Source organism: Pengzhenrongella phosphoraccumulans, assembly GCF_045689905.1.
Lineage (GTDB): Bacteria > Actinomycetota > Actinomycetes > Actinomycetales > Cellulomonadaceae > Pengzhenrongella > Pengzhenrongella phosphoraccumulans.
The window spans coordinates 2,072,830-2,096,665 of sequence record NZ_CP144210.1; the positions used below are offsets into that span (position 1 = coordinate 2,072,830).

Below are 23,836 nucleotides of genomic sequence, written 5' to 3' on the forward strand. Positions count from 1 at the left end.
ACCGGGCGGGGGTTGGTAGTGGGAGGGGGTTAGGGCATGCGGGTTTGTTTGAGGGCTTGGACCGCTGCCTGGCGGTCTGGGGTGGCGCAGTCGGATGTGTAGGCCGTCCAGGTTGCGCCCGAGCTCAGGGCGACGCAGTCCGCCGCGCGCTCCACGCCGTTGCCGCCGAAGATCGCGTCCAGCCGCGACACGAGCACCCCGTACGACGCCGACCAGCCGCCCCGGGTCGGCGCGTCCGCCGCGATGATCCGGGCCTGGTAGATGTGCCCGATCTCGTGCATGACGACGCTCGCCGTGCGGCCCGGCGTCGCGCTCAGCTGCCGTCCGTTGATCATGATCTCGGCGTCCTGATCGAGGAACACCCCGCCGAGGTGCGAGCCGATCGCGGGGTGGTTCCACGCCAGGTGGACCCCCGCGTTCCCCGGCAGCGATCGGAGCGTCGCCTCGCCGACGGCGGTCAGGTCAGTCCCTGCAGCCGTGCCAGCTCCAGCTCCAGCCCCCGCGCCGACGACGGCGGCCGCGCGGCTCGCCGCCGCAGCCTGCTCGGCGGCGCGGGCGGCCTCGGCGGCAAGACGCTTTTTCTCGGCCGCCACGGCAGCGAGCCGTGCCTGCTCGACGTCGAAGGCTGCCGCGGCCGCGACGACCGGCCCGGTTAGTCGACCGACGGCGGCAGTCGCCGCGGGGATCGAGGGCTGGGTGCGCTGCCCGCGCAGGGACCGCAGCGTGGCGGCGGCGTCGGCCAGGGGGTCGCGCAGGGACGGGTCGACCTTGCCCACCGAGGACGACAGGGCGGCGTCGGCCCTGGTCAGGGTGGCGACAAGGACCGCCAGTCGTGCGTCGAGCGCGGCCACCTGGACAGCCGCGTCGGCCGTGGAGTCCAGCCGCAGCTCGCGCGGAAGAGTGAGCGCCACCGCGCGCTCGCCGGCCGCGCTGCTGCCTGCCGCCATATCGGCTGCAGCCGCACCGAGCGCCGCGATCGAACCGGGGTTCAACCCCGCGGCGGCCGCTGTCGTCGAGCTCGCCGGCGCGCCGGTGGAGACGTCCGCGAGCGCGAGCTGGCCCGGACCGAACCAGACGAGCGCCACCGCGGCGACGGCGACGGGGACGCGAGTCCGCCGGGCCGCAGCCCGCCCCCGCCAGAAGAGTGAGATACCCACTCTTCCCGCATCGACACCCCAGACCCGAATCTGAGCCTCACGGCCTACCCACCCGCGCACCGGACGAAACGAACCCGGGGAAATGGTCGGGTTTGAGGCGAGAAACCGACCAATTCCCCGGGTTCGACGCCGCGGGGGCGCGCCGACGACGCGAAAAGTGCGGGTGCTGGTGCTGGGGGTCGGGTCGTCGGGTACGGGTTGGGCGGAAGGGTTTCAGATCTGCGGCTTCAGGTGAGACCTCAGACGAGTGCCGGGAGGCGGGCGCCCACGGCGCGGAGCACGAACGTCTCGGTCGCGTCGATCGCCTGCTCGCGGGCCGGGCCGAAGACCGGCACGCCCCGGCCGGACAGGCACGCGTGCACCAGTGGCATGGTCGTGCTGAGGTCCTGCGCGGGCAGCGCGCCGGACTCGATCCCGGCGGTGAGGATGCGCCGCAGGATCTCCTCGACGCCGACCACGTGCTCGCGCAGCCGCTGCTGGGTCCCGTGCGAAAGCACCTCGCGCAGGTCCGGGCCGTGCGCGAGGTGGAACACGCGCTTGAGCTGGGCCTGCTGGCGCACGTACGCGCGCAGCTGCTCGACCGGGTCGTCGACCCCCACGAGCGCACGCTCGAGGCACGCCAGGTACTCCTCGGTCTCGTGCGTGATGTACCCGAGGAGCAGCGCCTCCTTGTCGGGGAAGTGGTTGTAGACCGCCGTGCGGCCGACCCCCGCCTTCGCGGCGATCTCGGCGAAGGTGATGGCGTCGAAACCCCGCTCGGCCATCAGTGCGGCCAGGGCCTCGAACAGGCGCTCGCGCGTGCGGCTGCGGTGCTCGGCGAGCGACCCGCCGATGATCTTGGGCATCTGACACCTTCTCACGATCTGTCAGCACATACCCGAAAGTGCAGCGCCCCCGAAAGTGCGGCGCCCCCGAAAGTGCAGAGCCCGTGTGCGGGAGGCGCGGCCGGGTTACGGTTCTTGTCAGAACGTGTCCCACGCCACACCGCCACGGCAGTGCGGTGCGCAGATGTACCGAGTTGCACCAGCCCGCACCCGCCCGCACCGCCCGACTGCGACGTCGAGGGGAGTTCCCGCGTGACGACCACGAGCCCATGGATCGCCTGGCCCAGCGGGGCCGACCCCACCGAGCTCGCCGCGCGCCTGCGCGCGGCCCACGAGCTCTTCGTCACCGGCGGTGGCCTGCCCGACGACGGCTCCGCGTCACCCCGCGAGCGCGGCTCGTGGGTGCGCCGCGTCGTGATGGAGTCCTGGCTGCGCAGCCGCAGCAGCGGTGTCGACCCGGAGCGGCCGAGCCCGCCGGTCGAGCTCGCTGGGGTGGACCTCGCCGCGTACCGCCGGGGGCACGCGCTCGCGCCGCTCATGCCGATCGTGCGCCGCCTGCTGATCGACGGCGCCGGATCCGAGGGCATGCTCATCGCGCTCGCCGACGACGCCGGCCGGCTGCTCTGGGTCGAGGGGGACCACACGGTGCGGCGCGCCGTCGAGCAGGTCGGGTTCGTCGAGGGTGCGCGCTGGCGCGAGCAGGACGCCGGCACCAACGCGCCCGGCATGGCGCTGGCGACCGATCACGAGGTCCAGATCTTCGCCGCGGAGCACTTCACCCGCGCGGTGCAGCCCTGGAGCTGCTCGGCCGCCCCGGTGCACGACCCCGTCACCGGCCGCACGCTGGGAGTCCTCGACGTCACCGGGCGCGATCCGGCCGCCTCGCCGCAGATGGCGTCGCTGGTGCGCGCCACGGTCGCCGCGATGGAGTCCGAGCTCGCAGTCCGGGCCCTGCGGGCGCGCCTGGCCGACGCCGACGCCGACCCGCACGCCACGGTCCGGCGAGCCCGCGCGCGCACGTCCGGGGCAGGTGGGGTGCTCGCGGTCGCGCGGGAGCTTCGTGCCGTCGGCGCGCTCGGACCCGTCGAGCCGGCGCCCGCAGCGACGGGACTGCTCGAGGTGCTCGGGACGTCGTCGGGCCTGCTGGTGCGCGGCGAGACGCGCCAGTCGCTCACGCTGCGGCACGCCGAGCTGCTCGTGCTGCTGCGCCGGCACCCGAGCGGGCTCACGGGGGAGGAGCTCGCGACGCTGCTGCACCCGGGCACGCTCTCGGACGTCACTGTCCGGGCGGAGATGTCGCGCCTGCGGCGCGTGGTCGGCCCGCTGCTCGGCGACTCGCGGCCGTACCGGCTGTCGGACCGCCCCGGTGACCAGCTCCGCACGGACGTCGACGACGTGCGCGCGCGCCTGGCCGTGGGGGATGTCGCGGGCGCGGTCGAGGCCTACCGCGGTCCGGTCCTGCCCCGCTCGGAGGCGCCCGGGGTGGTGGCCCTGCGCGCCGAGCTGGACGCCGAGCTGCGGGCGGCGCTGGCCCGGACCGCCGACGTCGACGCGCTCGAGGCGTGGACGCTGGGACCGGCGGGCGCCGACGACTGGGCGGCGTGGCAGCGACTGCTCACGCTGCATCCGGTCGGGACCCCGGGGTGGATCCGCGCACGTGCGCACGCCGACGTGCTCGACCGTGAGCTCGGGGTCGCGCCGGTCCGATCCGCCGGTGACGTCCCGGTGCGTACCAGGCGTTCCGCGACAAACTGACCGGTCCGGCGCCGTCTACGGCGTGCAACCTCCGCGCAACGTATGCCGTCCTAACCTCCCCTTCGTGGCGCGCCGCAACGGTGCGGCGCCCCTGGATCGGCCGGCCACCTCGGCGGCCGCCAGTCCCGTGCATGGAGGAGATTCATGACGATCTACGCAGCGCCCGGCACGCCCGGCAGCATTGTCACCTTCCGCCAGCGGTACGACCACTGGATCGGCGGCGAGTACGTCGCGCCGATCTCGGGACGGTACTTCGAGAACCCCTCGCCCGTGACCGGCCGCACCTTCACCGAGGTCGCCCGGGGTGACGCGGCGGACATCGACCGCGCGCTGGACGCCGCGCACGGTGCCGCCCGCACCTGGGGCAAGACGACCGCCGCCGCGCGCTCGGTCATCCTCAACAAGATCGCCGACCGGATCGAGCAGAACCTCGAGATGCTCGCGATCGCCGAGACCTGGGACAACGGCAAGGCGGTGCGCGAGACGCTCGGCGCCGACCTGCCGCTCGCCATCGACCACTTCCGCTACTTCGCCGGCGCGCTCCGGGCCGAGGAGGGGTCGATCTCGCAGATCGACGACGACACGGTCGCGTACCACTTCCACGAGCCGCTCGGCGTCGTCGGGCAGATCATCCCCTGGAACTTCCCGCTGCTCATGGCCGTCTGGAAGCTCGCCCCGGCGCTCGCGGCCGGCAACGCGATCGTGCTCAAGCCGGCCGAGCAGACGCCGGTGTCGATCCTGGTGCTGATGGAGCTCATCGCCGACCTGCTGCCCCCGGGCGTGCTCAACGTGGTCAATGGCTTCGGCGTCGAGGCGGGCAAGCCGCTCGCGTCCTCGCCGCGCATACGCAAGATCGCCTTCACCGGCGAGACCACCACGGGCCGGCTGATCATGCAGTACGCGAGCCAGAACCTCATCCCGGTCACCCTCGAGCTCGGTGGCAAGAGCCCGAACATCTTCTTCAAGGACGTCGCGCGCGAGCAGGACGACTACTACAGCAAGGCGCTCGAGGGCTTCACGATGTTCGCCTTCAACCAGGGCGAGGTCTGCACGGCCCCGTCCCGGGCGCTGATCCAGGAGTCGATCTACGACCAGTTCCTCGGCGACGCCGTCAAGCGCACGCAGGCGATCAAGCAGGGCAACCCGCTCGACACCACCACGATGATGGGCGCGCAGGCGTCCAACGACCAGCTCGAGAAGATCCTCAGCTACATCGAGATCGGCAAGGCCGAGGGCGCCAAGCTCGTCACGGGCGGTGCGCGCAACCACCTGGACGGCGACCTGGCCGACGGCTACTACATGCAGCCCACGATCTTCGAGGGCAAGAACTCGATGCGGATCTTCCAGGAGGAGATCTTCGGCCCCGTCCTGGCAGTCACGAGCTTCGACGACTACACCGACGCGCTCACGATCGCGAACGACACCCTCTACGGGCTCGGGGCCGGCGTCTGGACCCGCGAGGCCAACCTGGCCTACCGGGCCGGCCGCGAGATCCAGGCCGGTCGCGTGTGGACCAACTGCTACCACGCGTACCCGGCGGCGGCCGCGTTCGGCGGGTACAAGGGCTCGGGCATCGGCCGCGAGAACCACAAGATGATGCTCGACCACTACCAGCAGACCAAGAACCTGCTGGTGTCGTACACGGAGAAGCCGGACGGCTTCTTCTAGCCCCGGTACGGGGACCAGCGGGCCGTGCGGCCCGCTGGGGGGTGCGGCTGGGGCCGTCGGGAGGCGCCCGACGGCTCCAGCCGTCACGATCGAAGCGCAGGGGAAGTCAACGACGGACAGGTGATCACTGTGTCGACCATGAAGGCTGCTCTCGTCACTGCACTCGGCCACGACCTCAGTGTCGAGGAGGTCCCGATGCCCGAGCCGGGCCCCGGCGAGGTGCTCGTCAAGCTCATCGCCAGCGGGGTCTGCCACACCGATCTGCACGCGGCCGAGGGCGACTGGCCGGTCAAACCGTCACCGCCGTTCATCCCCGGCCACGAGGGCGTGGGCGAGATCGTCGCGCTCGGTGCCGGGGTCACGAACCACGCGGTGGGCGACATGGTCGGCAACGCCTGGGTCTGGTCCGCGTGCGGCACGTGCCGGTTCTGCCGTACCGGCTGGGAGACCCTGTGCGAGCAGCAGCAGAACTCCGGCTACTCGGTCAACGGCTCGTTCGGCCAGTACATGGTGGTCGACGCGCGGTTCGCGGTCCGGATCCCCGCGGGCGCGGACCCGGTCGAGGTCGCGCCGATCCTGTGCGCCGGGGTCACGGTCTACAAGGGCCTGAAGATGACCGAGGCGCGGCCGGGCCAGTGGGTCGTGATCTCCGGCATCGGCGGTCTGGGTCACGTCGCGGTCCAGTACGCCCGGGCGATGGGCCTGCGGGTGGCGGCGGTGGACATCGCGGACGACAAGCTCGCGCTGGCCAAGAAGCACGGCGCCGAGCTGGTCGTGAACGCGCTCGAGGTCGATGCGGCGGCGGCGATCCAGATGGCGACCGGGGGAGCCGACGGCGTCTTGGTCACTGCCGTGCACGCGTCGGCGTTCGCGCAGGCGATCGGCATGGCCCGGCGCGGCGGCACGATCGTGCTGACCGGGCTGCCGCCGGGGGACTTCCCGGCGTCGATCTTCGAGATCGTGCTCAAGGGGCTCACCGTGCGCGGGTCGATCGTGGGTACCCGCCAGGACATGGACGAGGCGCTCGACTTCTACGCCCGCGGACTCATCCACCCCACCGTGCACGAGCGTGACCTGCAGGAAATCAACGACGTGTTCGCCGAGATGCGCCGCGGCGCCATCGACGGACGCGTGGTGGTCCGGTACTGATGACGACCGACGTCGACCCCGCCGTGTCGCCGCTGCCCGAGCGGGTGGCGGTGACCCCGGCGGCGGCCGGCATGCTGCGCCAACTGCGCGCCCAGCACGGCGAGCTGATGTTCCACCAGTCCGGCGGCTGCTGCGACGGCTCGTCGCCGATGTGCTACCCCGCGGGGGAGTTCCTCACGGGCGACGCCGACGTGCACCTGGGCGACCTGGCGATCCCCGCCGAGCCGGCCGGTCCGGGGGAACCGACCCGGGAAGCATTCACCGTGCCGGTGTGGATGAGTCGCGCCCAGTACGGCTACTGGAAGCACACCCACCTGACGATCGACATCGTGCCCGGCCGGGGCGCCGGCTTCTCGCTCGAGGCCCCCGAGGGCGTGCGCTTCCTCATCCGGTCCCGGCTGTTCTCCGACGACGAGTGGCTCGTGCTCGACGCCGCCGACGCGCTCTGAGCTGCGGCTCCGCACTCGCGGCCGGGGCGGGTCGGTAGCCTTCGACGCATGGCCGACGACGATTCCCGTGCGCCCGCGCAGCCCGACACCAAGGACTGGACCTGGGTGCTCGATCGGCCGTGCCCGGAGTGCGGGTTCGTGGCGGCCGAGGTCGACCCGGCCACGCTCGGCGCGACCGTACGCGCCCTCACCCCGCGCTGGCAGGCCGCGCTGAGCCGCCCCGACTCGACCGAGCGGCCGAACCCGACGACCTGGTCGACGTGCGAGTACGCGGCCCACGTGCGGGACGTGAACCGCGTCTTCGCCGCGCGCCTGGCCGCGATGCTCGAGGCGGACGACCCCGAGTTCGCGAACTGGGACCAGGACGCCACCGCGCTCGCGGACCGCTACGACCGGCAGGTCCCGTCGACGGTCGCGGCGGAGCTCGCGGTCGAGGCCGCGGCGCTGGCGGACCGCTTCGACGCCGTCCGCCCCGACCAGCTCGCGCGGTCCGGCCGCCGCTCGAACGGCTCGCGGTTCACGGTCGCGACCCTCGGTCAGTACTACCTGCACGACGTGGTCCATCACCTGCACGACGTCGGTGCGTGACCGGTGTCGCGGGCACGGTCTCACCGCAGCAGCCGTCAGAGGGTGAATGCACGGTGAACTGTCCACCAAATCCGTCCACAGGCCTGTGGATAGAGCGCCACTCGCGCACACACAGGTGTGGACGAACCTGTGGATCCACGATGTCCGAAAAGTCGGCTCTCCAAGCGGTTGCGGGGCCACCCGGACGGGGCTAGACAGGGGTGATCGGACACGCAGGACCGAGGCGGAGAGCGGGGAAACCCGAAGAATGCGACGGAAAACCAGCGTCCGAGCTGACCGGATAACGGCGGGCCATCTTGGTGGGGAAACTCAGCAGGCTGTGGATGACGACACAGGGTCTGCACGGACCGGAAGGTTGATCGCGAGAGGTCGAGAACCCGGGTGACCGGGGGACGCACCAATCCGCAGCGTCGAAGCGGAGTCAAGAAGCGCCGGGTGACCGGTTGTTGGACAAGCGATCACAGCAAGGCCCCTCGGACCGTTGTTCCGAGGGGCCTTCGCTGATCTCAGGGTAGGCGCGGCGTGGGTGGACCTGGTGAGCGACGCGCGACGATTCCGTGAACGTTTCCGGCACCTCACGCACCGCGGGTGAGGCGGCACCCCGACCTGCCGCGCAGAATCGGCGGGTAGGTCCTCGGAGGTCCCCGGAAGCCAAGGAGTCGGCCATGACCACGTTCACCGTCTGGAAGTACGAGACCCCCGACGCCGCCCAGGAGGCGGCCGACATCCTGCGCTCGGCGGCGTCGCAGGGCCTGGTCAAGATCGTCGACCACGCCGTCGTGAGCTGGCCGCTCGGGGCGAACAAGCCCACGGTGCACCAGCCGCACGACGACGAGCGGCGGGGCGCCGGCTGGGGAGCCTTCTGGGGCGTGCTGCTCGGGAGCCTGTTCTTCGTGCCGCTGCTCGGCGCGGCCGCCGGCGCCGCGCTCGGCGCCGCGAACAAGTCGATGGAGGGCGTCGGGATCAACAAGGAGCAGTTCGACACCCTCAAGAAAGAGGTGGTCCCCGGGACCTCGGCTTTGTTCGTCGTGACCACCGACGGCGACCTCGATCGCATCGCCGAACGGTTCCACGGCCTGCACAGCACGCTCGTCACCTCGAACCTCAGTGCCACGGAGGAGCGGCAGCTGAACGAGGCCTTCGGCTGACGACGCAGAGAAGCGCTACTCCGCGACGGGGATCGGTCGCCTGGCCTGCACGAAGCTCAGGTAGGGGCGCAGGTCCCCGCGACCGACAACCTCGAAGCCCGCGTCACGGGCCAACGGTTCGAGCAGATGGATCGGGTTGTGCTGCATCTGAGAGCCGGTCCCGGCGCCCACCAGATGCCGGCCCACCCGGGACCTCGGTGGGCGGAAGTCCGCGACGAGGAGTCGACCGCCGGGTCGGAGCACCCGGAAGATCTCCGCGAGGGCCTGAGGTCGGAGGTCCGCCGGGAGGTGGTGGATCATCAGGCACGAGAGCACCACGTCGAACGTCCCGTCCGGGGCGTCCAGGTTCTCGGCGACTCCGAGATCGAACGAGCAGTTGGCCTCGACGGTCGCTTGACGCGCGTAGGCGATGACGCTCGGCGAGGGGTCGATCCCGTGGGCGGTGCCGCCGGGCCCGACGGCGTCGGCCGCCAATCTGGTCAGGAACCCCGGCCCGCAGCCGACGTCGAGCACCCGGTCGCCGGGGCCGGCGCCGCTGAGGTCGACGAGCCTCGTGAACACCTTCCGCCGGCGACCACCGAAGGCGACAGTGCTGAAGAGCTCGTAGGTCCGGGCCGGTCCGACGGTCACTCCCGGAGTGCTCGGTTGCGGGTCGCCGTGCAGGAAGGTTCCCAGTCCCATGAGGTGCTCCGTTCTTAGTGCCGACTAAGTAGGAACAACTTACCCACGACTAAGCCGCGTGCGCAAGGGGCAACTACGATGCAGCACGTGACCGAGTCTGAGGTGGTCTCCCCACGCGTGCGGATGAGTGCCGGCCAGCGGCGCGAGTCGATCCTGGCTGCGGCGACGGAGGTCTTCGCCGAGGTCGGCTACCGACGCGGGAAGGTCTCGACGATCGCGGCGCGCATCGGGGTCAGCGAACCGGTGGTCTTCCAGAACTTCGGCACCAAGGCGGCACTGTTCGCGGCCGTGCTGGACCGGGTCGCGACGACCGCCTGCGACGCGCTGTCGTCGTCGGCTGTTCGCGGCGGCTCGGTGTCGGAGGTGCTCGCGATGATCCTGTCCCCGGGGCACCTGGACGAGATCCACGCGCCGGGCGCCTTCGGTGCGCTGTTCGCGGAGGCGGGGTCGCTCACCTCCGACCCCGGCGTGGGCGAGGCTGCCCGGAGCACGATCCGGCGCGTGGCCACGGCCCTCACCGAGCTCTTGGCGCGCGGTCAGGAGGCGTCGGAGGTCCGCGCCGACGTCGACCCCGTCGCCGGGGCCTGGTGGCTGCTCTCGTTGGTGTCCGCGCGAACCTTCCGCACGGCGATCGCCGAGGATCCCTCAGCCGTCGAGGCTCAGCTCGTCGCCTTGACCCTGGCGCTCCTGACGGTTCCGGGCGGCGCGAGAGGCACCGGGTCTCCGCATGCCTGACGGCGTCCGGTGGTCACGTCGGGCCTGGCCGCTGCCGGTCGTCCTGTCGTACGCCGCCTTCATCCTCGTCGGCCTCAGCGCGGGGGTCGGTGGCGTGCTGCTGCCCGCCCAGATCCGTGACTACGACATCGACATGGCCACGATCGGCCTCACCTTCTTCACGTTCTCCGCCGGGTTCTTCCTCGCGGGGGCGAGCACGGGGGCGCTGATCGGTCGACTCGGCACGCGGCTCGCGCTGCTCCTGGGCTGTGCCGGCTACCTCGTGGCGGCGCTGATCACGGCGGCGCGCCCGTCCTTCGTCGTGCTGGTCGTCGTGCAGGTCCTGGCCGGGTACGGCATGGGGGTGCTCGAGTCGGTGCTCAACGTGTACCTCTCGGGCCTGCCCTCGGCGACCGTGCTGCTCAACCGGCTGCACGCCTTCTTCGGCGTCGGGGCGCTCCTCGGCCCGCTGCTCGCGGCCTGGATGCTGCGGTCCGTGCCGTGGACCGCCGTCTACCTCGTGCTTGCGGCGCTCACCGCGGCCCTGCTCGTCGGCTTCGCCGTGGCGCTGCCCGGGCGCCACGAGTCCGCGCCGCGACCCGCGGTGCGCTCCTCGCCGCGCGACGGGCTGCTCGCGCAGGCGCTGCGCCGCCCGGCCGTGATGCTCGCGGCGGCTTTCCTCTCCGTGTACGTCGGGCTCGAGGTCAGCCTGGGCAACTGGGCGTACACGTACCTGGTCGAGGACCAGGGCCGGCTGGCGCTCGCGGCCGGGTACGCCGTGAGCGCCTACTGGCTCGGACTGACCGCGGGCCGGTTCGTCATCAGCCCGCTCGCGGGTCGGCTGGGTGTGACGCCCCGGCGCATGATGCTCGGCTGCCTGGTCGGCGTGGTGGGCGCGACGGCCCTCACCTGGGCGGTGCCCGGCCCGCTGGTCGGTGCCGGGTTCGCGCTCGTCGGGTTCTTCCTCGGACCGCTGTTCCCGACGGCGATGGCGCTGGTCCCCGACCTCGCCCCGCCCGCCCTGGTCCCGACGGCGATCGGGGCGCTCAATGCCGTCTCGGTCGTCGGGGGCGCGGCCCTGCCGTGGCTGGCCGGGGCGATCGGGCAGGGCGTCGGCATCTGGACGCTGCTGCCGTACGTCCTGGTTCTCGGGCTGCTGCAGCTGGTCCTGTGGCAGGGGGCGATGGGGCGCGCGGAGGTGTCCGCCCTGCCTACTGGCCGCTGACTGTCGCGTCGTTGACCGCCGCGCCGTTGACCGCGAAAGCGCCGCCGGCACCGAAGGCCCGCTCGACGAACCGCTCGGCGATCCGGACGTGTCCGGCGGCGCTCGGGTGCAGGTCGTCGGGCAGCGGGAGCTCGGCGAAGTCCACCTCTCCGTACAGGTCGAGGCCGTCGAGGTAGTACAGGTTCGGGTCGTCGACCGCCCGCGCGGCGGTCAGGCGGGCGAGCTCGTCCCGGATGACGGCCAGGGTCAGCCGGCTCGGGTCCGCGGGATCGCCCGTGGCGCGGAAGCTCAGCTTGCCCTCGGTGAACACCGGCAGGAGTGGGCCCGGGGTGGCCTCCTGGATCGGGCACAGGACGGACGACACCACCAGCAGCGGGGTGGTGGGGTGCCCGTCGCGGATCGTGTCGAGGAAGCCGTGCACCGCGGGGGCGAAGCCGCGCAGCCGCATGAGGTCGAGGTTGGTCAGGTTGATGCCGAGCTTGACGCTGATCAGGTCCGCCGGGGTGTCGCGCATGGTGCGTGCGACGAAGGGGTCGAGCAGCGCGTTGCCGCCGAACCCCAGGTTGATCAGCGCCACGTCGCCCGCGGCGGCGGCCAGCGCCGGCCAGCTCGCCGTCGGGCCCGGCGCGTTGGTGCCGTGGCTGATCGAGCTGCCGTGGTGCAGCCACACCCGGCGGCCGCGGTCTCCGGTCGCTTCGACGGGCGCGTCGGTCCGGAGCGCGATCAGCACGGTGACCTCGGTGTGCGGCAGCCAGATCTCGACGTCCTTGAGGCCCGCGGGGAGCGAGGTGAACCGGACCGTGCCGGGCGGGCCGGGCGTGAACTCAGCCGACCCGGTGGCCATGTCGACGGTGCGGAGGTTGCCGCCGGTCACGCTGGACCGGGCGATCAGGACGCCGTCGGCCACCAGGTCGTAGGCGCCGTCCGGGGGGAGCGGGGCGCCCTGGTAGACGGTCCGGGTGCGCAGCGTGTCCAGCTCGATGGCGGTGGCCCGGGTGCGGAACGCGAGCCGCACCCCGGACGGCTGGGACTCGACCATGGCCAGGTACTCGTCGGGGAACTGCCGGCGGGCCCAGGCGGGCAGTCGGTGCGGCAGCACGCCCAGCGTGGTGCGTTCCAGGTCGAGCGCGCCACGCACGAGGTTTTCGTCGAGGGGGGTGGTGGTCCAGTCGGCCACCCGAGCTGCAGGGACGTGCGGGACATCGCTCAGCGGGGGGATCACCACCGCAGTGTGCCAACCGGATGCCCCAACCCCGCAATCTTTTGGACTGCGGCCTACAGTCGCGGCTATGACGACCGCACAGCACGTCGCCGACAGCCACGACCTGATCCGCGTGCACGGCGCGCGCGTCAACAACCTCAAGGACATCGATCTCGAGATCCCGAAGCGCCGGCTGACGGTGTTCACCGGGGTCTCCGGCTCGGGCAAGAGCTCCCTGGTGTTCGGCACGATCGCCGCGGAGTCGCAGCGACTGATCAACGAGACCTACAGCGCGTTCCTGCAGGGGTTCATGCCGACGCTCGCCCGGCCGGACGTCGACGTCCTGGACGGGTTGACGACGGCGATCGTCGTCGACCAGGAGCGGATGGGCGCGAACGTCCGGTCCACGGTCGGCACCGCGACCGACGCGAACGCGATGCTGCGCATCCTGTTCAGCCGGCTCGGGCAGCCGCACATCGGCTCGCCGCAGGCGTTCTCCTTCAACGTCGCCTCGATCAGCGGGGCGGGCGCGTTCACCCAGGAGCGCGCCGGGCGGACCGTCAAGGAGCGTCGCAGCTTCACCATCACCGGCGGGATGTGCCCTCGGTGCGAGGGCCGGGGCTCCGTGAGCGACATCGACCTGACGGCGCTGTACGACGACAGCCTGTCGCTCAACGCCGGCGCGCTCACGATCCCCGGCTACAGCATGGAGGGCTGGTACGGCCGCATCTTCGGCGGCTGCGGCTTCTTCGACCCGGACAAGCCGATCCGCGAGTTCACCAAGCGAGAGCTCAACGACCTGCTGCACAAAGAGCCGACCAAGATCAAGATCGACGGCATCAACCTGACCTATGAGGGGTTGATACCGAAGCTGCAGAAGTCGATGCTTGCCAAGGACGTTGACGCGCTGCAGCCGCACATCCGCGCCTTCGTGGAGCGGGCCGTGACCTTCCAGACGTGCCCCGCGTGCGACGGCACCCGGCTTGCCGAGGCGGCCCGGTCGTCGAAGATCGACGGCCTCAACATCGCCGACGCCTGCGCGATGCAGATCAGCGACCTCGCCGCGTGGGTGGCGGGCCGGGCGGACCCGTCGGTGGCGCCGCTGCTCAAGGCCCTGCGGCACACCCTGGACTCGTTCGTCCAGATCGGGCTCGGCTACCTCTCGCTCGACCGGCCGGCGGGCACGCTCTCCGGCGGCGAGGCGCAGCGGGTCAAGATGATCCGGCACCTGGGCTCCTCGCTCACCGACGTCACCTACGTCTTCGACGAGCCGACGATCGGTCTGCACCCCCACGACATCCAGCGGATGAACACCCTGCTGCTGCAGCTGCGCGACAAGGGCAACACGGTGCTCGTCGTGGAGCACAAGCCGGAGATGATCGTGATCGGCGACCACGTCGTCGACCTCGGCCCCGGCGCCGGCACCGCGGGCGGCGAGGTGGTGTTCGAGGGAACCGTCGACGGGCTGCGGGCCAGCGGCACGCTCACCGGTCGGCACCTGGACGACCGCGCCAGGCTGAAGGCGACGGTGCGGACGTCGTCGGGCGTGCTGGCGGTGCGGGGCGCGAGCACGCACAACCTGCAGGACGTCGACGTCGACATCCCGCTGGGCGTGCTCGTGGTGCTGACCGGCGTGGCCGGCTCGGGCAAGAGCTCCCTGACCCAGGGGTCGGTGACGGGCCGCGACGGCGTGGTGTCGGTCGACCAGGGCGCGATCAAGGGCTCGCGGCGCAGCAACCCGGCCACCTACACCGGGCTGCTCGACCCGATCCGCAAGGCCTTCGCGAAGGCCAACGGCGTGAAGCCGGCGCTGTTCAGCGCCAACTCCGAGGGCGCCTGCCCCAACTGCAACGGCGCCGGCGTCGTCTACACCGACCTGGCGATGATGGCCGGGGTGGCCACGGTGTGCGAGGTGTGCGAGGGCAAGCGGTTCGAGGCCTCGGTGCTCGAGTACCGGCTCGGCGGGCGCGACATCAGCGAGGTGCTCGCGATGCCCGTGACCGAGGCGGAGGAGTTCTTCGGCGCCGGCGACGCGCGCACGCCTGCCGCGCATGCCATCCTCGCCCGGTTGGCCGACGTCGGGCTGGGCTACCTCCGGCTCGGCCAGCCGCTCCCGACGCTGTCCGGCGGCGAGCGGCAGCGGCTCAAGCTGGCCACCCACATGGGCGAGAAGGGTGGCGTGTACGTGCTCGACGAGCCGACCGCCGGCCTGCACCTCGCCGACGTCGAGCGGTTGCTCGCCCTGCTCGACCGGCTCGTCGACTCCGGCAAGTCGGTGATCGTGATCGAGCACCACCAGGCGGTCATGGCGCACGCCGACTGGATCATCGACCTCGGCCCCGGCGCCGGGCACGACGGCGGCCGGATCGTCTTCGAGGGCACGCCCGCCGACCTGGTGGGCGCCCGCTCGACACTCACGGGCGAGCACCTTGCGGCCTACGTCGGAGCCTGACCGGGCACCGGGCATGACGAAGCGTCTCGAGCTCCAGGAGGAGCTGCGGCAGCTCGGTCAGGTCACCTGACCGGCCGCGGATCGCGGTTTCAACCACCGCGATCTCGCCCGACCCTGGTGGTTTGATGGAGGAGTGAAGGCAGAGCCGATCGTGCAGAACCACCGGGCCGCGCTGATCACGGCGGCGGCGGTCGCCCCCCTGGTGATCTGCGCCGGCATCGCCCCGTTCCGCGACAGCGTCGCGGCTGCCACGGCCGTCCTGGTCCTGGTGCTGGTCGTCGTGCTCGCGGCGGCCACGGGCGTCCGGGTGGCCGGGTTCGTCGCCGCGCTCTCGAGCGGCATCTGGTTCGACTTCTTCCTCACCGAGCCCTACGGAAGCCTCAAGATCTCCAACCTCGAAGACCTCGAGGTGATCGTGCTGCTCCTGCTGGTGGGCGGTGCCGTGACCGAGATCGCGCTCTGGGGGCGGCGCCAGGAGGCCCGGTCGAGCCGCCGGGCGGGCTACCTCGACGGGGTGCTCGGCACGGCGGATCTCATCGCCGGCGAGCGGTCGTCGCCGGACGCCCTCATCCATCGTGTGTGCCACCAGATGGTGGAGATCCTGGAGGTCGACGCGTGCCGGTTCGAGCCCGGTGGCGCGCCGGGCCGGTCGAACGCGATCCTCGAGAACGACGGTTCGGTGCTGCACCGGGGGCAGCACGTCGACGTCGACCGCGACGGACTGCCGTCCGACGACGTGATCGCGCTCTACGCGCAGCAGGGCGGCGTCACCTACGGCCGGTTCCTGCTCACGGCGTCGACCCGGGTCGCCCGGCCCTCCGTCGAGCAGCGCCGGGTCGTGGTCCTGCTGGCCGACCAGGTCGGCGCCGCGCTCGCCAGCACCGCGGGCTGACGTCGGGCCGACGCCGGTCAGTCAGACCGTCATTCCTCGACCAGGCGACCGTCCGCCAGGCGCACCACGCGGTCGGCCAGCTGGATCATGAGCGGGTCGTGGGTCGAGACGAGCGCCGTCATGCCCTCGGCCTGCACGACCGCCCGCAGCAGCGCCATGATCGCCAGGCCGGTCTCGGTGTCGAGCTGGCCGGTCGGCTCGTCCGCGATGAGCAGCCGGGGCGAGTTGGCCAGGGCGCGGGCGATCGCGACGCGCTGCTGCTGACCGCCTGACATCTCCCCGGGACGCTGCCGGGCGTGCGCGCTCAGCCCGACGAGCTCGAGCAGCAGCGCGACGCGTGCCTCGCGGACGGCGGTGGGCAGCGCGCGCAGCCGCAGCGGGATGCCGACGTTCTCGGCGGCCGAGAGCACCGGCACGAGCCCGAAGGTCTGGAACACGAACGAGACGACGTCGCGCCGGAGCGCGACGAGGCCGCGCTCGGACAGCGCCGAGACCTCGCGTCCGTCCACGGTCACGGTGCCGGTGTCGGGCCGGTCCAGCCCGCCGATCAGGTTGAGCAGCGTGGTCTTGCCCGACCCGGAGCGGCCGACGAGCGCGATGAGCTCGCCGGGCTGGATGGTGAACGACACGTCCTGCACGGCGTGCACGGCCGCCGCGCCGGCGCCGTACGTCTTGCCGACGTGGTCGACGACGACGATCGGCGCGGCGCCCGCTTCGATGCGATCGGCGCGGGGCTCGGCCAGGTGCCGCGCACCGGTGCTCATGACGGCTCCCCGGCGACGGGGGTCGGATCGACCGGCGCCCGATCGGGCCAGACGGCGATGTGGCTCGCCTCGAGGGCCAGCCGCACGCGCCCGGACAGCTCCAGGACCTCGCGGTACTCCCGGGGCAGCTGGACCCGCCCGGCGCGGTCGAGCATCGCGAACTCCTGGGCCACGACCCGCTCGTCGCCGTGCTCGTCGGTGTGCGTGCTGCGCACGACCTCCGAGCTCGTGCGGCCGTCCCGGATCGCCACCGTGCGCTCGACGTGCTCGCTCACCCCCGAGTCGTGCGTGACGATGACGACGGTCGCGCCCAGCTCGCGGTTGGCCGCGCGCAGTGCGTCGAGCACCTCGTCCGACGACGCCGTGTCCAGCTCCCCGGTCGGTTCGTCGGCGAACAGGATCTGCGGCGAGTTGGCGAGCGCGACGCCGATCGCGACGCGCTGCTGCTCGCCCCCGGACATCTGCCCGGGACGCCGGTCGGCGCAGTAGCCGATGCCGAGCGCCTCGAGCAGGTCGGTCGCGCGGCGCTTGCGGGCCGACCGGCGGACCCCGGCGAGGGCCTGCGGGAACGCGATGTTCTCCGCCGCCGAGAGGTACGGCATGAGGTTGCGCGCCGTCTGCTGCCAGACGAAGCCGACCATGCTGCGGCGGTAGGTGACGCGCTCCCGCGCGGTCATGGCCATGAGGTCCCACTCGCCGACCCGGACCCGGCCGGCCGTGGGCACGTCGAGACCGGACAGCAACGACAGCAGCGTGGACTTCCCGGAGCCGGAGGCGCCGACGATCGCCACGAGCTCGCCCGGGTCGATGAGCAGGTCGAGGCCTTGCAGCGCCTGCACCTCGATGCCCTCGGCCTGGTAGATCCGCACGAGGCTGTCGCACGCGATCAGGGCGTCCTCGCCGTACTCGCCCCGGCGTTGGCGGGCTCGGCTCTCGAGCGAGTCGAGTGCCTCGCGATCGGTCATCGTGCTGGTCACGGGCGGGCTCCTTCCGGTCGTGCGGGGCGCGGGGGCGGGGCGAGGGACGTGCGTCCGGGCGGTCCCGGGGGCTCGGGGCGGTTCATCGGTCGCCCACCCGCAGGACGGCGCCGAGGTTCTCGCGCCGGCGCACGGTCGCCTCGACGACGACGCTCACGACCAGCGCGGTCAGGCTGGCGCCGACGGCGAGCAGGAACGGTCCGGCGGTGATCGCCACGCTCGTGCTGGCGGCCTCGCCGGTCAGCTTGTTGAGGCCGAGCGCCTCGGTGAGCAGCAGCGGGACCCCGAGACCGATCGCGGCGCCCGCGAGGACGCCGGCGATCGTCAACGGCGCCAGCTCGCCGAGGGTGATGCGCCAGGTGGCACCCCGGTCGAGCCCGAGGGTCCGCAGCGACGAGAGCGTGCGGCCGCGCTCGGGCGAGGTGGCGATGACCGTGAGGGTGAGCGCCACCGCGGCGTACAGGGCGAGCACCAGAGCGGCGACCGAGAGCAGCGCGACGACGGACCGGACGAGCGGCGACTCGCGCAGGTGCTCGAGCCATGCCGCCCGGACCGTCACGGTGACCCCCGTCAGGGCGAGGTCGTCGTCGGCCGCCGCGACGGCCGCCGCCGCGCCGACGCCGTCGACCCAGGTCTGGTCCGGCAGCACCGGGTCGGGTGTGAACGGCGCGAGCGCGGTCCGGTCCACGATCACCAGCGCCTCGCCGGGCCGGCCCAGGTCGGTGGTGCCGACGACGTCGAGCGCGACGGTCGCACCGCCGACGAACACCGTCGCGCCGCGCGCCGCGACCTCGTCGGCGAGCGCCGCGCTGACGACCGCCCGGGGCCGGGGGTCCGACCCGGCCGCGTCGGCGAGACGGGCGAGCTCGCCGGCGTAGCGCGAGTCGTGCGCGGCGGCGATGGTGCCGTAGGCCGCGGCGTCGACCGCCAGCACCGTGGCGTCGAGCGCCGGGTCGCCGTTGAACGTCCGATCGGTGAGGCGGGTGCCCTCGGCGAGCGCGGTCACGCCGTCGGCCGCCCGGAGGTCCGCCAGGACGTCCGGCGCGACGGCGCCGTCCAGGCGGACCTCGGCGCCGACCACCTCGGTCGCGGCGCGCTCCTCGCCACGCTGGGCGCTCGCGGCGGTGACCCCGGAGAACACGAGGAGACCGAGCGCGACGGTCAGCGTCAGCAGCGGCAGGCCGAGGTCGCCGGTGCGCGTCGCGCGCGCCGTCGACACGAGCGGGACGAGCCCGCGACGATGCGCGGCGGCGCGCGCCAGGAGTCGCAGCACGGTCGGGAACGCGCGCAGCACGACGACGGTGGCGGCGCACGCGAGCAGCACGGGCGCCGCGGCGAGCAGGAGGTCGACGCCCTGGGTCTGGGTCTGCTGCAGCCCGCGGCCGCGCGCCGCCGACGTGGCGGCGAGCGCGAGCGCGACGACCGCGAGCTCGAAGACCGTCCGACGGGCGCGGCGATGACCGCGGAGCCGGTCCCGGTCCTTGCGGTTGGCGGGCGACCGCTCACCCGTCCAGGAGCTCGACGCGACCCGCGCGCCCCCGAGCGGAACGGCGAGCACCGCCACGAGCGCGACGGCGACCCCGGGCCACCAGGTCCAGGGGGCCGTGCGGTTCACGAGCCACGACCCCCCGGCGCCGAGGGCGACCCCGACCACCGCGAGCGGCACCGACTCGAGCGCGAGCCGCAGCGCGACCGACGCCACGGACGCGCCGCGGGCCCGCTCCGCCGCGAGCAGCGCGTGCCGTCGCCCGACGACGAGGCGGGCGGCGAGCAGCAGTGCGAGCGCCCCGACCGTGAGGAGCCCGACGAGCAGCACGGACGCCTGCGCCTGGGCCCCCCGCAGGCGCGCGGTGTAGTCGCTCAGGACGGCGTCGAGGCCGGTGGTCACCGTCGGCGTCGCGCCCCCGGCCAGCGTCAGGACCGTGGGGTTCGCGACGAGGGCGCTGACGCCCGCCCGGACGAGGTCGACGTCGTCGGACCCGAGCGAGCCCGCCTCGGCCGGGAACCGGTAGCGCGTCGTGAGGGCCGCGCGCTGCAGGGCCAGGGCGGCGTCGGGCAGGGAAGCGTCGCTGAGCAGCAGGCCGAGGGTCGGGACCGTCGCGCCGGCCGCGCCGATGGGGATCGGTTCGACCAGACCGGGCACGGTGGCCCACAGCGGGTCGGCGCCGTCCACCGGGGCGTAGACCCCGCTGACGACGGCCTCGACGAGCCCGCGGGTCGGCCCGCTGATCGCCAGGTGGTCGCCGACCCGGGCGCCGATGGCGTCGGCACCGGCGCGCGTGAGCCCGACCTCGACCAGGTGCGCGGGCGCCGCGGGGCCCGGCCCCGCGGCGGAGGTCTCCGCCAGCGGCGTCTCGACGGGCAGTGCCGACGCCTGCGGCGCGACGCCCTCGACCCACGTCACCCCCACGGTGCTGGCACGCCACAGCCAGACCAGCCGGCCGACGGCGCCCTGCGCGCCGGACCGGAGCGTGAGCCGGCCGCTCAGCTGGGCGGCCGACGGATCGCCGGTGACGTCCTGGACCGCCGGGGGCAGGCTTCGTTGCAGGTCGGCGGCGGCGTTCTGGATCTTCGTGGCCGCCGCGTCGTCGCGGGTGGAGACCGCGGCGCCGCCGATGGTCGCGCCGAGGTCGGCCACGATGTCGGCCCGACCGCCGGCGTCGCGCACCGCCGCCCGCGCCGCGTCGTCCGCGGCGGCGGCGACCAGGCGGGGACCGGTGAGCCCGAGGAACGCGGTGACCAGGACGAGCAGGAGGACGCCGAGCAGCAGCCCACGGTCGGTGAGCGAGCGACGCCACGCGACGCGCGCCGATCCGGCGAACAGGGTGCGGGGCGTCATCGGTCGTCTCCGAGGCGAAGGAGGGAGGAGGTCGCGGGACGCAGCAGGGCGACGCTCGCGGCGGTGACCGCCACGTAGATCAGGGTGACCATGACGGCCAGGAGGGCGCCTTCGGCGGCCCACGGCCAGTGCACGACGACGGCCGGCACGGGTCGCGCGCCGTCAGCCGCGACCGTCAGGAGCGGGACGACGAGGCGGCCGAGCAGCGCGCCGAGCACGGCGCCCGCGCCCAGCCCGAGGGCGCCGAGCAGCGTGTGCTCCGCGAGCACCGCGCGCACGAGTCCCGGCCGGGACGCGCCGAGGGCCTCGAGCCGGGCGAACTCGAGGCGTCGCAGCCGCACGGAGATCGTCGCGCTCATGGCGAACCCGGCCACCGCGAGCAGCAGCGACGCCGCCGTGACGGTCCAGAGGGCGGTCTGGACCCCGATCGGCAGCGGGCCGTCCGTCAGCGCCGCACCGAGCTCGTACCGGCTGGTCACGGTCGCGGCCAGCCGGGTGCGCGCGGCGGCCGCCAGCGCGGGTGCGGCCTCGGCGTCGGCGGTCGCCCACCACTCGTCGAGCAGCGGGTCGGTCCACCCCGCGGCGACGAGCGTGCGGGTGAGCAGGTCGCGATCGACGAGGAACCCCGCCGCGCGCGGCATCGACGGCAGGTACGCGGTGCTCGCGGCGATCTCGGCGGTGACCGAGCTCCCGTCGACGTCGAACAGGATCCGGTCGCCGACCCGGAGGGTGAGCTGGTCCAGCAGCGCGGCGCTCGCGATGACGGGCACGACGTCGACCGGGGCGAACGTCGTCGTCGTGAACCCCGCCGTGCCGCCGAGGACGTCGGAGCCGTTCAGGGTGCCGCGGGTGGTGAGCGATCCGGCGTCGTCGGCCGTGACCCCGATCGGCCGGACGTCGCCCCGCTGATCGGGCAGGGACCGCGCCAGCCAGGTCGTCGGCCCGAATTCTGCCGGGGTGTCGACGCCGTCCTGCACGGCCCGCAGCTCCGCGACCGCGACCTGCAGCTCGAAGCGCTCGGGCAGCCGGTCCGGCACGGCGACCGGGTCGAGCGGCTCGATGAGCTGGGACCCCAGCCCGATGACGGCGAGCGGCCCGAGGAGCGGCGCGTCCGGCGTCGACGTGAGCGGGACGGTCACGGTGTGCGCGGCCCCGTCCGCCGCGACGGCGGGGAGGCGGAACGTCACGCGCAGCCCGCGGGCGTCCTGCACCACGACGCTCTCGAGCAGCCGCAGGGTGGGTGCGGCCGGCGCCACGGTGGCCGTCACCATCAGCCGCAGCGCGGTGGGCGTCCCGGGGAGGGTCGCGCCGGTGACGACGTCGGTCGGGGCGACGGCGGCAAGCACTGTCGCGAGGTCCGTTCGAGTGGAAGCGCTCCCACTTGCCGGGTCGGCATCCGGCTGGGTGTCGAGCGCCACCATGTCGACGCGCGACGACAGGCTGGGAAGCATTCCGGCGGTGGGGGCCGTGCCGAGCCCGACGGAGCGCACCGCGACGGGTGACAGCGCCGCGGCCCCGGGCAGGGCGGCGATCGCGGCGGACTGCTCGAGCGGCGCGGTGGCGAGCCGGTCGATCCGCAGGTCTGCGCCGACCTGCACGTCCGCCTGGTCGAGCTGCGAGCCGCGCCACGTCGCGAGGAACGACTGCGAGAACACCCCGACCGCGACGGCGAGGGTGAGCAGCAGGACGGCACCGGCGGCGCGCCCCGGACGGCGCCCGACCTCCCAGGCCGCGAGCGGCAGGACGAGCCGCCGGCTGCGGGCGGCCGCGCGCTCGGCGAGGGCCGCGACGAGCGGCAGCGTGCGCAGCGTGAGGGCCGCACCCGCGAGTAGGAAGAGCGCGGGCCCGGCGACGAGCACCGCATCGATGCCGCCGCTCGCCAGCACGGGGGACTGGTACGTGCGCAGCTGCCAGTACGCGACCGCCGCGAGCACGACCAGGGCGAGGTCCAGGCCGGACCGGGTCAGCGCGCCGCGCCGGCTCTGCCGCACCTGCTGCTGCTCGGCGTCCACGATGCTCGTCGCGCGGCGCAGGAGCGGTCCGAGGAGCACCCCCGCGAAGACGAGCGAGGCGGCGGCGCAAGTCAGCCAGAGGGCGACCGGCAGGTGCGGGTCGACATCCAGGCCGGCGCGCCGGAAGACGTCCTGCGCCGTCGTCAGCCGGTAGAGCAGTCGCGCGAGCAGGGGCGCGACGGCCGCCGTCACCCCGGCGACGAGCAGCGCCTCGAGCCCGGCGAGAGCGAGGACCTGGCCACCGGTGGCACCGCGCGAGGCCATCAGCGACTGCTCGGCGGCACGCCGTTCCGCGAGCAGGCGCGCGGCGAGCAGCAGCACGGTGATGGCCAAGACCGCGAGCATGAGCCCGACGACGACCACGCTGACCCGCGTGACCGCGAGCTGGCCCTGGGCCGAGTCGATGGTCCCGGCCAGCTCGGACGCGAACGCCATGCTCGTCACGTGGGGGCCGACGGCGGCCTGGACGTCGCGACCGGCCGTGCCCAGCCGCGCCCGCAGGTCGTCGAGCGACGCGCCGGAGGCACCGTCGAGCTGGGGGTGCACGACGACGTCCGCGCTGCTCACCTCGACGTCGCCGCCCAGCAGCGCCTCGGGGGCGGCGACGAACGGCCCGTACGCCGAGGTCAAAAGGAAGCCGAACGAGCCGGGGACCGGGAAGTCCGGATCGGTGCCGGCGCCGGCCAGCAGGTCCCGCGCCCAGCGCTCGCGGTCACCGGTGAGGTCATAGACGCCGACGACGACGGCCTGCGCCGCGGCGAGCGTCGACGTGCTCACGAGCGGTACCTCGGACCCGACCGACCACGCGAAGTGCTGGGCCGCGACGCTGGGCACCGCGACCTGGACCCGGCCGGCCGCATCGGTCGCGCCCTCGGGCCACGCGCCCGATCGTAGGGTCGCGAGCTCCCCGACATCCGTCATCGCCGCGAGGTAGCCGAGGGGGACGCTCGAGCCGCTGTCACCCGGCAGCTGGTACGGCGGCGAGACCACCCACTCGCTGCTCGTCGTCGGCACGTCGCCGGTGACCTCCGCCAGGGCGGTGCGCGCCGCTGCGAGGGCCGTGTTCGCGTCGTTGCGACCGATCGAGAGCTGGGTCTCGAGGTCGGTGGCGGACGGGGGCGAACGGATCAGGGTGACGGCGAGCGCACGCTGCTCCGTCGAGGTCAGGAGCAGGGCGAAGGTTCCGAGCAGCGTGCTGCCGAGGATGGCTACGGCCAGGACCGTCGCGATGATGGTGCGCTGCGCGACGGCACGCCGCAGCATGATCCGCACGGACCAGGGCACCTGACCTCCGACGACACCGTCATGGTCCTCCGCCAGGAGGTTCGCTCGACCCTATGG

General features: G+C 73.4%; 18 protein-coding genes. 10 read left to right on the forward strand and 8 right to left on the reverse strand.

Annotation, left to right across the window (positions count from 1 at the left end; all coding sequences use genetic code 11):
• Positions 1–29: 29 nt before the first annotated feature.
• On the reverse strand, positions 30–1,157 hold the full coding sequence (locus tag VTA80_RS09600; protein ID WP_407345257.1) for a hypothetical protein: 1,128 nt from the start codon (positions 1,155–1,157) through the stop codon (positions 30–32).
• Between the two features lie 239 nt (positions 1,158–1,396).
• On the reverse strand, positions 1,397–2,002 hold the full coding sequence (locus VTA80_RS09605; protein WP_407345259.1) for a TetR/AcrR family transcriptional regulator: 606 nt from the start codon (positions 2,000–2,002) through the stop codon (positions 1,397–1,399).
• 231 nt (positions 2,003–2,233) lie between these two features.
• On the opposite strand from VTA80_RS09605, the gene VTA80_RS09610 reads away from it, so the two are divergent.
• The 6 genes from VTA80_RS09610 (at position 2,234) to VTA80_RS09635 (ending at position 8,738) form a co-directional block, all read left to right on the forward strand.
• Positions 2,234–3,736, forward strand: coding sequence for a GAF domain-containing protein (locus VTA80_RS09610; protein ID WP_407345261.1), 1,503 nt, complete (start codon positions 2,234–2,236; stop codon positions 3,734–3,736).
• Positions 3,737–3,880: 144 nt separating this feature from the next.
• Entirely contained in the window at positions 3,881–5,404 is a 1,524-nt protein-coding gene (locus VTA80_RS09615) for an aldehyde dehydrogenase family protein (protein WP_407345263.1), read from the forward strand.
• Positions 5,405–5,542: 138 nt separating this feature from the next.
• The gene (gene adhP / locus VTA80_RS09620) at positions 5,543–6,553 is read left to right on the forward strand and encodes an alcohol dehydrogenase AdhP (protein WP_407345265.1); all 1,011 of its coding nucleotides are present in this window, start codon (positions 5,543–5,545) and stop codon (positions 6,551–6,553) included.
• Positions 6,553–7,002 carry a DUF779 domain-containing protein gene (locus tag VTA80_RS09625; RefSeq protein WP_407345267.1) on the forward strand — a complete coding sequence of 150 codons (450 nt, stop codon included), beginning with the start codon at positions 6,553–6,555 and terminating at the stop codon, positions 7,000–7,002. Before adhP ends, VTA80_RS09625 begins: the two co-directional genes overlap by 1 nt.
• A gap of 48 nt (positions 7,003–7,050) precedes the next feature.
• Positions 7,051–7,590: a DinB family protein gene (locus VTA80_RS09630; protein WP_407345269.1), complete on the forward strand. Its 540-nt coding sequence runs from the start codon at positions 7,051–7,053 to the stop codon at positions 7,588–7,590.
• 665 nt (positions 7,591–8,255) lie between these two features.
• Entirely contained in the window at positions 8,256–8,738 is a 483-nt protein-coding gene (locus VTA80_RS09635) for a DUF1269 domain-containing protein (protein ID WP_407345271.1), read from the forward strand.
• A gap of 15 nt (positions 8,739–8,753) precedes the next feature.
• Here the strand turns inward: VTA80_RS09635 and VTA80_RS09640 are convergent, their stop codons facing one another.
• Positions 8,754–9,419, reverse strand: coding sequence for a methyltransferase domain-containing protein (locus tag VTA80_RS09640; protein WP_407345273.1), 666 nt, complete (start codon positions 9,417–9,419; stop codon positions 8,754–8,756).
• Positions 9,420–9,506: 87 nt separating this feature from the next.
• Between VTA80_RS09640 and VTA80_RS09645 the strand changes: the two genes are divergently transcribed.
• Positions 9,507–10,154 (forward strand): TetR/AcrR family transcriptional regulator, encoded by a 648-nt coding sequence (locus VTA80_RS09645; RefSeq protein WP_407345275.1) that lies wholly within the window; start codon positions 9,507–9,509, stop codon positions 10,152–10,154.
• A complete protein-coding gene (locus VTA80_RS09650; RefSeq protein ID WP_407345276.1) occupies positions 10,147–11,358 on the forward strand; it encodes an MFS transporter in 1,212 nt (403 codons plus the stop codon). The genes VTA80_RS09645 and VTA80_RS09650 overlap by 8 nt, the downstream gene beginning before the upstream one ends.
• On the opposite strand, the gene VTA80_RS09655 is transcribed toward VTA80_RS09650, so the two are convergent.
• Entirely contained in the window at positions 11,345–12,580 is a 1,236-nt protein-coding gene (locus VTA80_RS09655; protein ID WP_407345278.1) for a GDSL-type esterase/lipase family protein, read from the reverse strand. The genes VTA80_RS09650 and VTA80_RS09655 overlap by 14 nt on opposite strands.
• Before the next feature lie 67 nt (positions 12,581–12,647).
• Here VTA80_RS09655 and VTA80_RS09660 point away from each other — a divergent pair, with 67 nt between their 5' ends.
• Together VTA80_RS09660 and VTA80_RS09665 are read left to right on the forward strand one after the other, a co-directional pair.
• A complete protein-coding gene (locus tag VTA80_RS09660) occupies positions 12,648–15,011 on the forward strand; it encodes an ATP-binding cassette domain-containing protein (RefSeq protein ID WP_407345280.1) in 2,364 nt (787 codons plus the stop codon).
• Positions 15,012–15,144: 133 nt separating this feature from the next.
• The gene (locus tag VTA80_RS09665; RefSeq protein WP_407345282.1) at positions 15,145–15,903 is read left to right on the forward strand and encodes a DUF4118 domain-containing protein; all 759 of its coding nucleotides are present in this window, start codon (positions 15,145–15,147) and stop codon (positions 15,901–15,903) included.
• Between the two features lie 29 nt (positions 15,904–15,932).
• On the opposite strand, the gene VTA80_RS09670 is transcribed toward VTA80_RS09665, so the two are convergent.
• The 4 genes from VTA80_RS09670 to VTA80_RS09685 all read right to left on the reverse strand — a co-directional run bounded on the left by VTA80_RS09670 (position 15,933) and on the right by VTA80_RS09685 (position 23,779).
• On the reverse strand, positions 15,933–16,667 hold the full coding sequence (locus VTA80_RS09670; RefSeq protein WP_407345284.1) for an ABC transporter ATP-binding protein: 735 nt from the start codon (positions 16,665–16,667) through the stop codon (positions 15,933–15,935).
• A complete protein-coding gene (locus tag VTA80_RS09675; protein WP_407345286.1) occupies positions 16,664–17,644 on the reverse strand; it encodes an ABC transporter ATP-binding protein in 981 nt (326 codons plus the stop codon). The genes VTA80_RS09670 and VTA80_RS09675 overlap by 4 nt, the downstream gene beginning before the upstream one ends.
• A gap of 82 nt (positions 17,645–17,726) precedes the next feature.
• Positions 17,727–20,483, reverse strand: coding sequence for an FtsX-like permease family protein (locus VTA80_RS09680; RefSeq protein ID WP_407345287.1), 2,757 nt, complete (start codon positions 20,481–20,483; stop codon positions 17,727–17,729).
• Positions 20,480–23,779 carry an FtsX-like permease family protein gene (locus VTA80_RS09685; protein WP_407345289.1) on the reverse strand — a complete coding sequence of 1,100 codons (3,300 nt, stop codon included), beginning with the start codon at positions 23,777–23,779 and terminating at the stop codon, positions 20,480–20,482. Before VTA80_RS09685 ends, VTA80_RS09680 begins: the two co-directional genes overlap by 4 nt.
• Positions 23,780–23,836 lie beyond the last annotated feature (57 nt).

Excerpts from the sequence above, each read along its gene's own strand:
- VTA80_RS09615 (WP_407345263.1), top strand. The coding sequence starts at position 3,881 with ATGACGATCTACGCAGCGCCCGGCACGCCCGGCAGCATTGTCACCTTC.
- VTA80_RS09640 (WP_407345273.1), bottom strand. The coding sequence starts at position 9,419 with ATGGGACTGGGAACCTTCCTGCACGGCGACCCGCAACCGAGCACTCCG.
- VTA80_RS09630 (WP_407345269.1), top strand. The coding sequence starts at position 7,051 with ATGGCCGACGACGATTCCCGTGCGCCCGCGCAGCCCGACACCAAGGAC.
- VTA80_RS09650 (WP_407345276.1), top strand. The coding sequence starts at position 10,147 with ATGCCTGACGGCGTCCGGTGGTCACGTCGGGCCTGGCCGCTGCCGGTC.
- VTA80_RS09670 (WP_407345284.1), bottom strand. The coding sequence starts at position 16,667 with ATGAGCACCGGTGCGCGGCACCTGGCCGAGCCCCGCGCCGATCGCATC.
- VTA80_RS09635 (WP_407345271.1), top strand. The coding sequence starts at position 8,256 with ATGACCACGTTCACCGTCTGGAAGTACGAGACCCCCGACGCCGCCCAG.
- VTA80_RS09660 (WP_407345280.1), top strand. The coding sequence starts at position 12,648 with ATGACGACCGCACAGCACGTCGCCGACAGCCACGACCTGATCCGCGTG.
- VTA80_RS09605 (WP_407345259.1), bottom strand. The coding sequence starts at position 2,002 with ATGCCCAAGATCATCGGCGGGTCGCTCGCCGAGCACCGCAGCCGCACG.
- VTA80_RS09680 (WP_407345287.1), bottom strand. The coding sequence starts at position 20,483 with ATGACGCCCCGCACCCTGTTCGCCGGATCGGCGCGCGTCGCGTGGCGT.
- VTA80_RS09625 (WP_407345267.1), top strand. The coding sequence starts at position 6,553 with ATGACGACCGACGTCGACCCCGCCGTGTCGCCGCTGCCCGAGCGGGTG.
- adhP (WP_407345265.1), top strand. The coding sequence starts at position 5,543 with ATGAAGGCTGCTCTCGTCACTGCACTCGGCCACGACCTCAGTGTCGAG.